Consider the following 12,216-nt stretch of genomic DNA (forward strand, 5'->3'; position numbering starts at 1 on the left):
CATGATATGGATAAGAAAATATTAGTTGTTGATGATGAAAAGCCAATTGCAGATATACTCCAGTTTAATTTGAAAAAGGAAGGCTATGAGGTTCACTGTGCTTATGATGGTGATGAAGCGCTTGAAAAGGTTGAAGAAGTAAAGCCTGACCTGATCCTTCTCGATATTATGCTTCCGGGCAGAGACGGGATGGAAGTATGCCGTGAAGTGCGGAAAAACTATGAAATGCCGATCATTATGCTGACAGCAAAGGACTCTGAGATCGATAAGGTGCTTGGACTTGAGCTTGGCGCAGATGATTATGTGACAAAGCCGTTCAGTACGCGTGAACTGGTTGCACGTGTAAAAGCGAATATGCGACGTCACCAGGCACTGAAAGGACAGGTTGAGGAAGAAAACCTGACGAATGAAATCACAGTAGGTGTTCTAACGATTCATCCGGACGCTTACATGGTAACAAAACGCGGTGACACGATTGAACTGACACACCGTGAATTTGAGCTGCTTCATTATTTATCAAAACATATCGGACAGGTGATGACGCGTGAGCATCTGCTTCAGACTGTATGGGGCTATGACTACTACGGTGATGTGCGTACGGTTGACGTAACGGTTCGTCGTCTGCGTGAGAAGATTGAAGACAATCCGAGCCATCCATTATGGATTGTGACGCGCCGCGGCGTCGGGTATTACCTGAGAAATCCGGATCAGGAGTAGAACTGAATGAGGAAGGTTAATTTCTTTCAGTCTATACATTTAAAGTTTGTGCTGATATACGTACTCTTAATTGCATTAGCGATGCAGATTATCGGCGTTTATTTCGTGCGCGAGTTAGAACAAACGCTTCTCGAAAACTTCAAATCGTCGATTGAAGACCGTATGAGTCCGCTTGAGTACAGTATTACACGAGAAATCGAAACTGATCTCTCAGGCGAGCGGTCAGATGATGAACCTTCCTTACAACAGTCCATCCAAGTATTACTGGGTGGACTTAATTCTGAAGATATCGAGGAAGTACGGATTATCGACGCAAGAAACCGGGTGCTTGGTACGTCAGATGATAACAACGCGACTGTTGTCGGCCAGCGGATGAATAATGAGCTGCTTCAGCGGATGTTTATAGAAGGCGCGCCGCCTCCGGATAACCTGAATGAAACGTATGTGGACCGTGAAAGCGGCGACCGGATGTGGGTGCTTGCGATGCCGCTTGTCAGCGGAAGCGATGTGATCGGGGCGATCCACGTAGAGTCACGTATAGAAAATGTGTACTCGCAGATGGATGAAATCAATGGCATTCTTGCCGGAGGGACAGCGATTTCACTCGTCATTACAGCTATTCTCGGTGTGCTGCTCGCTCAAACCATCACCAGGCCGATTGCTGATATGAGAAGTCATGCAGTGGATATGGCAAAAGGAAATTTCTCGAGGAAGGTAAAAGTGTACGGGCATGATGAGATCGGTCAGCTCGCGATCACATTTAATAACTTGACTAAAAGGCTTCAGGAAGCACGGGTTACGACTGAAGCTGAAAAACGCAAACTTTCAAGTGTACTCAGCTATATGACAGACGGGGTGATTGCGACTGACCGGAGAGGGCGCGTCATTCTGATCAATGATCCTGCTGCTGCTATGCTGAATGTTTCACGTGAAACAGTACTCTCGATGTCACTGCCTGAACTGCTGGGCATTGAAGATGAGTACTCTTTTGATGATCTTTCAAGCCAGAGTGATTCATTAATTTTAAATTTCGGTACACAGGCAAAGCCTTATATTCTGCGCGCCAATTTCTCAGCGATCCAGAAAGAAACCGGCTTTGTGAGCGGGTTGATTGCTGTGCTGCATGATATTACTGAGCAGGAAAAAATTGATGCGGAGCGCCGCGAATTTGTAGCGAATGTATCCCACGAACTCCGTACGCCGCTGACAACGATGCGCAGTTACCTTGAAGCGCTGGCTGAAGGAGCGTGGCAGGATCAGGAGATTGCACCGCAGTTCCTTCATACTACACAGACGGAAACGGAGCGGATGATCCGCCTCGTGAATGATTTACTGCAGCTGTCTAAGATGGATAGCCGTGATTATCGTCTGAATAAGGAATGGGTGAACTTTATTGCATTCTATCAGCGGATCATTGACCGTTTTGATATGGGCCGCTCGCAGGATGTTTCATTTAAAGTGAAGCTTCCAAAAGAACCTGTGTATGTAGAGATTGATACGGATAAGATGACACAGGTGCTTGATAATATTATTTCAAATGCGCTGAAGTATTCACCGGAAGGCGGCCAGATCGGCTTTAAGGTGGAATTGAAGGAACGCGAAAAAGAAATGGTTGTCAGCGTGTCAGACCAGGGTGTTGGGATTCCGCGTGAAAACCTGAAAAATATTTTTGAACGTTTTTACCGGGTGGACAAAGCCAGAACAAGACAGCTGGGCGGGACAGGTCTCGGACTTGCCATCGCAAAGGAAATGATCACTGCTCACGGCGGTCAAATCTGGGCTTCAAGTGTGGAAAACAGAGGTACAAAGATTTTCTTCACACTCCCTTATGACCCGGAAAGTGAGGATGAGTGGGCATGAAAAGAATGGAATTATTAAAGTCGATTCTGCTGTCACTGCTTGTTGTGTTAAGTCTTCTGTTGACCTGGAATGTGTGGTCTTATCAGCCGGCAGATGACCCCTATGACGAATCAGAAACGACTGTTGAGAATGTATCGATTGCCAGTGAGCGCAGTGCGGATGAGCTAATCCAGCCATCACGCTTTCTTGTGCACGGGGAAGTAGCTGTCAGTGGAACGACGGATGAGGATAATATTGCCGTGCTGACAGGGCAGATGGATGAGTGGAACATTTATAATGTTCAGCAGAACGCTTCGTTTAATGAAGAGGAGTTTAAGGAGATCGTCCATGGTCCGAACCGGATCGAAGTGCTGTATCCGACAGAGATACCATTTGGTGCTTACCGTGATATTGTAACGTTTGAGAACAGCACACTTCCTGAGGATACATTTGACCGCGTCGTCATTGATGTATCAGGGGAAGATGATACACCGTTTACACTTTATTTTGTCAATTACGATAATCGCGTGGTATACGAGGCCCGTGTAGATGCCACTCATCTCGAGGAATTAAATAACGCCATTGTGTCAAATGCAGCAGCGACTTATTCACCGTATTTTGCCCATGAAGCAGGTGACCGGACAATCTATCTCCCTGTAGAGCGGAGAGAATATCTGCAGTTACAATACAAAATGAGCGTCCTTGATGTGAATTTGTTCAGAAGAGCGTTATTTCAGGATCCGGATGCTGTGACGATGAACCAGTTGGGTGCCTCACGTGATCAGTATACTGATCAATCGAACCTGATGGAGGTTTACAGAAATCATAACACACTCAGTTATGTGAACCCATCCGCAGAGCTGTCGACAGTCGGCCGTCCGGGTGAGCTGTTCCAGAAAAGCAGAAGGTTTGTCAACGAGCACGAGGGCTGGGTTGATGACTATCATTTATATGACCTGGATGGAATGGAGCAGGAAGTAACGTTTCGGATGCATGTGGCAGGCATGCCTGTATTCAATGACAAAGGTGCAGCCGAAATCTATCAGAAGTGGGGAGAAACAAGAATTCACCGGTATACCCGCTCGCTTCTGACAGAACAGTTTCCGCTGCCTGAAGATTATGATTCCGTTCCGCTCGGCTCCGGCTATGACGCAATCGAAGCAATTGAAAAAATAGAAGATTATGAGCCTGAGAATCTGGAAGATGTGAGAATCGGTTACTATATGACAAAGGATTCAAACAATAACACGTATACGTTTGATCCGGTCTGGTACTATAAATACAATGGCAGCTGGGCAAGAGTACCAGTGATAGGAGGAGGGGATCCGGTTGGATTGGAGTAAAACGAAAACTATTTTTATCGTTGTCTTTCTGATCCTGGATATCTTCCTGTTTATCCTGTTTGTTCAAAAGTATGAAGACAGCCAGCTTGAAACAATCGGTGATCTTTCAACGACGGAGAGACTTGCAGATGAAAATGTCACCTTAGGAGAACTTCCGGATGTGGCAGACAGCCGTCCTTATCTGAATGCAGAATCCTACCGTTTTGTGAATTCAGATGTTCAGGAGCTGGAAGGACAAAGTGCGATCATCCGTGAAGGGCAGATTCTTGACTCAGTTCTTGCTGAGCCGGTAGCCATAGATGATCCCGAAGATCCGGAAGAACTGAACGAGCTGTTAGAAGATTTCGTGCTCTACGGCGAGGAATATACATTTTGGGATTATGACGAGGAAGACAATCAGCTGATCTATTTCCAGACGTACGAAGATTTAACGCTTTATTATAATCTGAACGCCCAGATCGCCGTTCAGCTGAATGAAGATAATGAAGCCGTGTCTTATGAGCAGACCTATCTGACTTCTTTAGAGGAATTTACAGAAGAACAGCAGCTCAGAGAACCAAGGTTAGTCCTTGAAACCTTTTATGACCGTAACCTGATTCAGCCGAACTCAACAGCTGTAGACCTTGAACTTGGATATTACCCGCCATTTGTCCAGGTGACAGCTGGAGAATCTGATCAGGCAACAACCCAGGTGCTGACACCTACCTGGAAAATGACGATTGAAAATGAAAGCGGCGACGAGTATGATTTGTACATGAATGCTGTAGATGGCAGTATTTTCGATATGTCACAGGTGGATCTGGACTTTGATCAGCTTGAAGAAAACGACGAAACTGCGGAGTGAAGCAATATGACGATGCATATGAGTGTGCTGGCAAGCGGCAGTACAGGAAATGCAATTTTTATAGAAAACGAGCACCATTCCTTTTTGGTGGATGCCGGATTAAGCGGCAAGCAGATGGAAGGGTTATTCAGCCAGATTGACCGCTCAATGAAAGATTTGAGCGGCATTCTGGTCACACATGAACACAGCGACCATATCAAAGGACTCGGTATTCTGGCGCGCCGCTACAATCTTCCAGTGTATGCAAATGAAAAAACGTGGCATGCGATGGAACCCCTCATTGGAAATGTCCAAACGGACCAGAAGTTTGTCTTTCCAATGGAAACGGTCCAGTCATTCGGCGGGCTTGATATCGAATCATTTGGCGTGTCACATGACGCAGCAGAGCCAATGTTCTATGTCTTTCACGAGAACGGTAAAAAGATTGTCGTGATGACAGACACAGGGTATGTCAGCGACCGCATGAAAGGCATCATTAAAGGTGCTGATGCTTACGTATTCGAAAGCAATCATGACGTCGGTATGCTGCGTATGGGGCGCTATCCATGGAGCATTAAACGCCGTATCCTGAGTGATGTCGGCCACGTCTCCAATGAAGACGCAGCGATTGCCATGAGCGAAGTGCTGACAGATAACACGAAGCGAATCTATCTATCTCACTTATCAAAAGATAACAATATGAAGGATCTGGCCCGTATGAGCGTCACGCAGACGCTTGAGGGCTGCGGGCTGAAAGTTGGCGAGACATTCGATCTGTATGATACAGATGCGAAAACGCCGACAGATCTGTATAAAATTGTGTAGCACTGCCTGAGGGTGGTGCTTTTTTTGGGGATTGGGGTGTGGAGTGTTCGTGGAATAGAGACCTTGGTTCGGAGAAAAAAGTGTTTTGTTCGAAGAATGCATGCGGCCGTTCAGAGAAGAACAGCCTTTGTTCGTAGAAATATCATGATGTTTCATAGAAAAATGTAAATATACCTACATCAGAACGACAAGATGTTAATCGGTCACGCTCCATACCGGATTTCCAAAACCTTTGTGACATCGGGCAAATTCCCTTCTTTTTTCATATAAATCAAGTAGACTGATAGAAAGAGAAAATAGAGGGAGGGGTATCTGATCGAATGGTATAATATCCGCGCGCTCATTATTTCATCTACACAAATTGCGCTTCTAGTCTCATTTGCAATTGCCTGGTTCCGTATCTATCAGTCAGACAAAGCGCTGGCTTCAAAGGTATCGAACCTGTTTTATACATTTGTACTCGTATGGAAATTCTCAAGTATTTTCTTTTACTTTGACTATATTTTAAAAGCACCGATGTCGATTCTGTATTACAATGGAGGCGAAATGGGTCTGCTGCTTGCAGTGACAGCTGTTTTGATGCAGATGATCTACTACAGCCGGAAAATGCCTGAGATTATTCAGTACTGGCTGCCGGCGTGGCTCGTTGTATGTACTGTCACTGAAACGTCAAAGCTCATCCTGACGGCAACTTCAATTACAGACGCAATGCTGGCCGTACTGTTTCTGGTCTTACTAATATTGATCTGGCCGGCACGCAGCCGTCTTTTACAGGAAGCACCATGGCTGACATTACTCGTTATCCTCGCGCTTCAATGGCTCGCCGTATCGCTGAATGGAGACTTACTCACAACAGGACTCATCTACAGCTGGCTGATCAGTGCAGCAGTCCGGCTCTTAACAATAAGGAGGACTTCCCGATGATGAAAAGGTTTTTAGCCCTGGGATTAGTAGGTATACTCGTCGCAATCTTAATTATAAATGTGATCAATGATCAAAAGGAAAGACGTGAGCTCGAAGCCCTTCAGCAGGAATACGCAGTTCAGCCTGCTGATAATGATAGTGCAGCACCTGTGGAATCATCAGGTGATGTCAAAGAGGGAAACCCGCTGCCCGCTTATGAAACAACAACGCTTGATGGAGAACCTGTTAATCTGCAGGACTATCACGGCAAAAAAATCATTCTGAACTTCTGGGCAACCTGGTGTCCGCCATGTATGGCTGAAATGCCACACATGCAGGAGTACTATGAAAATGAAGCACAAGAGCAAAACGTTGAGATTCTTGCTGTGAACCTGACAAGTAAAGATAACGGGATGGATAAAATTCAGTCTTTTACTGATGATTATGGACTGACTTTCCCGATTCTGCTTGATGAAACAGGCCTTTTAGGAGAAGAGTTTCAGGCATATACCATTCCGACCACGTATCTGATTGATGAAGAAGGAATTATCCAGCGTAAGCTGATGGGACCGATGGATCGGGATATGATGGTTGATATGATGGAGGATTTGTAAGTGTGAAAAACCGCCTGTGGGCGGTTTTTTGTTTTGTATGGCTGCGGTTCGTGGGATGTTGGATGATGTTCGGCGTAAAACATCTGGTGTTCGCTACAAGAGTGTGAATGTTCAACACAAAACCCGGCTGGTTCGTCACTATTTGAGCAAACTTCGATGCATTGTGTAATTTGACCTATAAGAAAACCGTAAAAAAACTGCCAGCCCCAGCTGGCAGTTAAGTTTCTGTTTAGTTCCGCGTCTTATGCTTGTCGGACCTAAACGCCTGCTTCCAATTTTCTTCTTAAAATATACTAAAATCCCATTCCTCTGAAATCTGTCTCAGCAGCATGGTACCTGCTGCGCTGTTGCCGTTGGCGTCGATAGCTGGGCTGAAGACGGCGATGCCGCAGCCTTTTCGGAATGCTTTTTCAGGTGAGTGCCACTTTGGCGGGACGGATGCCAGGATGCCGCCTGACACGCCGCTTTTCGCCGGGATTCCGACATGTGCAGCGAATTTTCCTGAAGAATTATACATGCCGCATGTGACCATCAGTACTTTTGCGATACGGGCTACGTCATGGCTGAAAATCTGGCGTTCCTCTATCGGGTCATAGCCGTCATGGGCGATGACGAGTCCGATTTTAGCGAGATCTTCCAGACTGATACAGATCGCACAAAGCCGGATATAAATGTCGAGCGCTTCTTCTACATCCAGATCAAGCAGGTTGGATTCTTTCAGGTAATACGCAAGTGCCCGGTTCCGGTGGGCGGTTTTCCATTCTGATTCGTATACTTCCTGATCAAGCTCCAGCGAATGACCGATCATTCCTTCTACAAACAGTATAAAACGCTCATATTTCTCTGACACTGTATCTCCAGGCAGCATGGACGCAACCGTAATCGCGCCGGCATTAATCAGCGGATTAAACGGTTTTCCGGGACGGTGTATTTCAAATGGAATGATAGAGTTAAATGATTCTCCAGTTGGTTCCACATCCACTTTATCAAGTACAAAATCCAGGCCTTTAAAATGACATAGCGCCACAAAACTGATGATTTTGGAAATACTCTGCAGCGTGAATGTTACATCACTTTCCCCGGCTTTATACGTATCTCCGTCAATATCCATGATACAGATGCCGAGCTGGTCGCGGTCCTGGTTGGCAAGCGCCGGTATGTATTGAGCGGGCGCTCCAAGCATTGTATGTGAGCGGTTATCTTCAACCCATTGCTTCAATTTTTCATACACTTCTTCACTTCTCATCTCAAAGCCTCCTATCGTACAGTCAATACTAGTCTTTTCCCCTTAGTGAAAAATTTTAACCGTAAGCTGAAAATGAAGTTCAGCACATTGATGAAAATTTTTTTTAAACATTAAGCATTTTTTCATCTGATTTTCATCTTCGCTCCCTATACTGTGAATCATAGCAAGAACAAGTTAACGAAAGGATGATAAATCAATGGGTTATTACGATGATCATACAAATACAGAAAGACCTGCAAAAAAAGGCGGCAGTAAAGCAGGTTACTTCTTTTCAAGCTTTGTCGGCGTCATTATAGGAGCGCTGATTGTCGCACTGGCTTTTCCAATGTTTGACCGCGACGGCAGTACAACGGTCACGAATTCAGATACAGCCGGCGAATCAACAGCACAAACTGAGGCAGTGTCATATGATGTATCCTCTGATGTTACAGCGGCAGTTGAAAAAGCAGGAGATGCCGTTGTTGGGGTAACAAATCTTCAGGCCGGCGGTTCAATGTTTGGTCAGCAAAGTGAAGCACAGGAAGCTGGAACAGGCTCTGGCGTCATTTATAAAAAAGAGGGCGACAGTGCATTTATCGTGACGAACAATCATGTGATTGAAGGCAGTGATCAGGTTGAAGTGACACTTGCTGATGGTACAAAAGAAGAAGCAGCGGTCCTTGGCGGCGACCAGTGGACAGACCTTGCAGTACTTCAGATCAGCAGTGAAAATGTAGAGACAGTTGCTGAATTCGGTGATTCACAGGCACTAAAGCCGGGTGAGCCGGTCATTGCAATCGGTAACCCGCTTGGCCTTCAGTTCTCAGGTTCTGTTACAACTGGTGTTGTATCAGGCGTTGAACGAACAATTCCAGTAGATATTAACAAAGATGGACAGGTTGACTGGCAGGCAGAGGTCATTCAGACAGACGCAGCGATTAACCCTGGTAACTCAGGTGGTGCGCTAGTCAATATCGAAGGACAGCTCGTTGGAATTAACTCGATGAAAATTGCACAGTCTTCAGTAGAAGGTATCGGTCTTGCGATTCCAATCGATATGGCACAGCCGATCATTGAAGACCTTGAAACAACAGGTGAAGTAGACCGTCCGACAATGGGTATCACACTCTTTGATCTTGCAAATGTACCTGCTGTCTATCAGAAAGAGCAGCTTAAACTGCCTGAAGAAGTGACAACAGGCGTTGTAGTCGAACGCGTTGTACCAAATTCGGCAGCAGCAAACGCAGGTCTTGAAGACATGGACGTAATCGTCGAAATGGACGGTGAGAAAATTAACAACAGCATGGAACTTCGTCAGCACCTTTACACTGAAAAGAGCGTAGGCGATGACATGCAGGTGAAAGTATACCGTAATGGTGAAATGGTTGAATTGACATTGACATTAACAGATGACTCTCAACTATAAAACATTGAGGAGCTTTACGGCTCCTCAATTCTGAATCGAAAATAATCTCCTCCCAAAAGGAGTTCACATAGATTCAAGTCCACACAAACTATACAAAACTCTATTTCTTAAGCCTATTTTTTCGCAGGAGCCCTCCACGCTCCTGCTATTTTTTTGTGTAAAATATATTCGTGGTACAATCAATCAAAAAGGTGGTGACTCATATGCGCATTCTATGTTGTAAAGAACATGTCGAATTAGGTCTTGATGTGATCGTAGACGAAACTGAAAAACTTCCTGATCTAAAGACAGTGGATAACACAAGTGAGTTGTCCACAAAGTGTGAATACTGCGATGAAACAGCCATATATATTGTGGAGAACAAATGATCTCATACGAAATGTGGATATTAATTGTGGATATGTGTATAACTTTTGTGGATAAACTGTTTATAATGGTCGAATAACTCATTTCAAAAACAGACCAGAACCGACAAAATCTATCCACAGTGGACAAATAGAAAAGTGTAAGCAGGCGTTTAGGTCCGACAAGCATAAGACGCAATGAGAGAAATGGGCGACCTTCCCCATTTTCTCATTGTGGCTTATGACTCGAGGACCTGCCTGCTGGAACTGGACAAAGAAAAGTGGAAGGCATCTTGCTTAACTAAAAAAAGCCATTTCTGCACCAGGAAATGGCTTTTAACGTGAGCTGTTTGAGGTCTCGAGCTCTTTGTTCCATATATAAAAATCATTTTTACCGTTCTTTTTAATCTTATACATAGCCTGATCTGCTTTATGAATCAGGGTTTCAAGCTTTGTACCATGGTGCGGATAACAGCTGATGCCAAGACTGAATTTGATCTCAAGGGGCGTATTTTGGGCCCAGTACGGATTTTTCTCAAACTGTCTCATGAGTTTTGAAACCAATTTTTTTAGTTCAGTCTCACTTTCACACTGCACATAGGCAAAAAATTCATCCCCGCCCACCCTTGCAGCAAGTCCACTGTCTCCGATGGCATCCTTCAGTAATTCTCCAACATGCTTCAGATATTCATCTCCCGTCTGATGTCCGAATGTGTCATTGACTGCTTTAAAATCATCAAGATCAAGAATCAGCAGCGCAGTCGTCTGAGCGCCTTTTAACACGGAAGTCGCTTCTTCATAAAAGGCCCTGCGGTTCGGCAGCTTGGTCAGCGCATCATGGTAAGCAAGAAAACGAATCGTCTCCTCCGCTTCCTTATACATTTGAACATCCCTCAAAATGCAGAGAATATAAAGGTTATGCTCAACGAATACAAAATCACCATCAATCAGGATATATTTCTTCTCTCCGTTTTCTGTTGTGATCCGCGATTCATACTGACTGATCCGTTCCCCGCGGTCAAACATATACTGAAACCTTTCCAGCGCACCATCTTTGCGGTCTTCTGAAATATAATCAGTAAACTGTTTCCCCTTCAGATTTTTAACACCAATAAATGATAAAGCTGCCGGATTGGCACTTTCAATCATACCGCTATGATCAATGAGTAGAATCGGTGACGGATTAATCTCGTGAAGCGTTGAAAACCGTTTATGATAAGAAGCGAGAAAATCAAACTTTCTCATGCCGTAAGCGAGTGCGCCTATCCAGATCAGCCCGCCGTAAATGTAAGGATAGGGCGGCATGATCCCTCTGAATTCAAAGAATCCAAAAACAAAATTCCAGATCTGAACAAGAATGGCCACAACAATGAGTAAACTGATAATCTTCTTTTGCTGAGGAGCCACAGCTTTTTTTCCAAGCTGATGAAGCATCCAGATAATCACGAATGAGAGCGTCAGTCCGCCCGCCATCGTACCAATATAAGCAGCATTGAATTCGGGATAAATAAAAAGGTCTTCACGTTCAAATACTGTACTATTTGTAAAATTCACTTGAAAAATCAGTGTCAGGGGAATGGGGATAGCGGGCAGGTAGAAAATCCATGGATAGAGAAAAGACGGTATTTTTTTATTCACACCTGTAATTTTAATAATAAAATGAATGGATAAACAAAGAATCAGTAATCCTGCATTTCCGAATACATACGTAATTAAAATCGGGCTATAGGAAACATCGACCTGCTGGCGCACGAATTCTGTCGTAAAAAGAATGCCGTAACATGCAATATAAGCGCTCAGCAATAAATGCTCAGTCCTTCTGTGATTTCTCATCAGAACGTCTACTGCCATATAAAACATCATCGCAGCAGGAAGCAGATATAATGCCATATAAATCAACAGTTCTCTCATCAAATCACACCCTTTGTGTGAAATAGGACTAAGTTCCCCTTTTATACATATTAGTATCTCATAATAGAAGAGATTGAGCACGTAAAAGTTGTCTGAAAGTTTAAAAAATATGGTGGTGGAAGAGTTGTTCCGGACATTTCACGCAGTGTTCGTAAGCGTCAAAGCATTCACACGTTGATTACTTTCATGGTCATATTTGAGGCAACAGAAAAGCCGTACCCTTCCGGGACGGCTTTTCTCTAATGC

At 44.6% G+C, this 12,216-nt stretch carries 11 protein-coding genes; 9 read left to right on the forward strand and 2 right to left on the reverse strand.

Annotated elements, in window-relative coordinates; translation table 11 throughout:
• Window positions 1-6: 6 nt before the first annotated feature.
• The 7 genes from yycF (at window position 7) to JOD21_RS16205 (ending at window position 7,064) form a co-directional block, all read left to right on the forward strand.
• Window positions 7-717: a response regulator YycF gene (yycF, locus tag JOD21_RS16175; protein ID WP_041123974.1), complete on the forward strand. Its 711-nt coding sequence runs from the start codon at window positions 7-9 to the stop codon at window positions 715-717.
• Window positions 718-723: 6 nt separating this feature from the next.
• The gene (gene walK / locus JOD21_RS16180) at window positions 724-2,577 is read left to right on the forward strand and encodes a cell wall metabolism sensor histidine kinase WalK (RefSeq protein WP_204730610.1); all 1,854 of its coding nucleotides are present in this window, start codon (window positions 724-726) and stop codon (window positions 2,575-2,577) included.
• Entirely contained in the window at window positions 2,574-3,899 is a 1,326-nt protein-coding gene (locus tag JOD21_RS16185; RefSeq protein ID WP_204730611.1) for a YycH family regulatory protein, read from the forward strand. The genes walK and JOD21_RS16185 overlap by 4 nt, the downstream gene beginning before the upstream one ends.
• Window positions 3,886-4,743, forward strand: coding sequence for a two-component system regulatory protein YycI (locus tag JOD21_RS16190; protein WP_204730612.1), 858 nt, complete (start codon window positions 3,886-3,888; stop codon window positions 4,741-4,743). The genes JOD21_RS16185 and JOD21_RS16190 overlap by 14 nt, the downstream gene beginning before the upstream one ends.
• Window positions 4,744-4,749: 6 nt before the next feature.
• Window positions 4,750-5,547: an MBL fold metallo-hydrolase gene (locus JOD21_RS16195; protein ID WP_204730613.1), complete on the forward strand. Its 798-nt coding sequence runs from the start codon at window positions 4,750-4,752 to the stop codon at window positions 5,545-5,547.
• A gap of 546 nt (window positions 5,548-6,093) precedes the next feature.
• The gene (locus JOD21_RS16200) at window positions 6,094-6,471 is read left to right on the forward strand and encodes a hypothetical protein (RefSeq protein ID WP_204730614.1); all 378 of its coding nucleotides are present in this window, start codon (window positions 6,094-6,096) and stop codon (window positions 6,469-6,471) included.
• The gene (locus JOD21_RS16205; RefSeq protein WP_204730615.1) at window positions 6,468-7,064 is read left to right on the forward strand and encodes a TlpA disulfide reductase family protein; all 597 of its coding nucleotides are present in this window, start codon (window positions 6,468-6,470) and stop codon (window positions 7,062-7,064) included. Before JOD21_RS16200 ends, JOD21_RS16205 begins: the two co-directional genes overlap by 4 nt.
• Before the next feature lie 283 nt (window positions 7,065-7,347).
• Here the strand turns inward: JOD21_RS16205 and JOD21_RS16210 are convergent, their stop codons facing one another.
• The gene (locus tag JOD21_RS16210; protein WP_204730616.1) at window positions 7,348-8,310 is read right to left on the reverse strand and encodes a glutaminase; all 963 of its coding nucleotides are present in this window, start codon (window positions 8,308-8,310) and stop codon (window positions 7,348-7,350) included.
• A 196-nt stretch (window positions 8,311-8,506) separates the two neighbouring features.
• Between JOD21_RS16210 and JOD21_RS16215 the strand changes: the two genes are divergently transcribed.
• Together JOD21_RS16215 and JOD21_RS16220 are read left to right on the forward strand one after the other, a co-directional pair.
• On the forward strand, window positions 8,507-9,715 hold the full coding sequence (locus JOD21_RS16215) for a S1C family serine protease (protein ID WP_204730617.1): 1,209 nt from the start codon (window positions 8,507-8,509) through the stop codon (window positions 9,713-9,715).
• 203 nt (window positions 9,716-9,918) lie between these two features.
• Window positions 9,919-10,083, forward strand: a complete 165-nt coding sequence (locus JOD21_RS16220; protein WP_204730618.1) for a CxxH/CxxC protein — start codon at window positions 9,919-9,921, stop codon at window positions 10,081-10,083.
• Between the two features lie 312 nt (window positions 10,084-10,395).
• Here JOD21_RS16220 and JOD21_RS16225 read toward each other — a convergent pair whose 3' ends face one another.
• Complete coding sequence (locus JOD21_RS16225; protein ID WP_204730619.1) at window positions 10,396-11,970, reverse strand: sensor domain-containing diguanylate cyclase; 1,575 nt, start codon at window positions 11,968-11,970, stop codon at window positions 10,396-10,398.
• Window positions 11,971-12,216 lie beyond the last annotated feature (246 nt).

Origin of the sequence: Jeotgalibacillus terrae, from assembly GCF_016908195.1 — a bacterium.
GTDB lineage: Bacteria > Bacillota > Bacilli > Bacillales > Jeotgalibacillaceae > Jeotgalibacillus > Jeotgalibacillus terrae.

What these genes read in the sequence shown, in the direction of transcription:
- yycF (WP_041123974.1), top strand. Translation starts at nt 7, where the DNA reads ATGGATAAGAAAATATTAGTTGTTGATGATGAAAAGCCAATTGCAGAT.
- walK (WP_204730610.1), top strand. Translation starts at nt 724, where the DNA reads ATGAGGAAGGTTAATTTCTTTCAGTCTATACATTTAAAGTTTGTGCTG.
- JOD21_RS16185 (WP_204730611.1), top strand. Translation starts at nt 2,574, where the DNA reads ATGAAAAGAATGGAATTATTAAAGTCGATTCTGCTGTCACTGCTTGTT.
- JOD21_RS16195 (WP_204730613.1), top strand. Translation starts at nt 4,750, where the DNA reads ATGACGATGCATATGAGTGTGCTGGCAAGCGGCAGTACAGGAAATGCA.
- JOD21_RS16200 (WP_204730614.1), top strand. Translation starts at nt 6,094, where the DNA reads ATGGGTCTGCTGCTTGCAGTGACAGCTGTTTTGATGCAGATGATCTAC.
- JOD21_RS16205 (WP_204730615.1), top strand. Translation starts at nt 6,468, where the DNA reads ATGATGAAAAGGTTTTTAGCCCTGGGATTAGTAGGTATACTCGTCGCA.
- JOD21_RS16210 (WP_204730616.1), bottom strand. Translation starts at nt 8,310, where the DNA reads ATGAGAAGTGAAGAAGTGTATGAAAAATTGAAGCAATGGGTTGAAGAT.
- JOD21_RS16215 (WP_204730617.1), top strand. Translation starts at nt 8,507, where the DNA reads ATGGGTTATTACGATGATCATACAAATACAGAAAGACCTGCAAAAAAA.
- JOD21_RS16220 (WP_204730618.1), top strand. Translation starts at nt 9,919, where the DNA reads ATGCGCATTCTATGTTGTAAAGAACATGTCGAATTAGGTCTTGATGTG.
- JOD21_RS16225 (WP_204730619.1), bottom strand. Translation starts at nt 11,970, where the DNA reads ATGAGAGAACTGTTGATTTATATGGCATTATATCTGCTTCCTGCTGCG.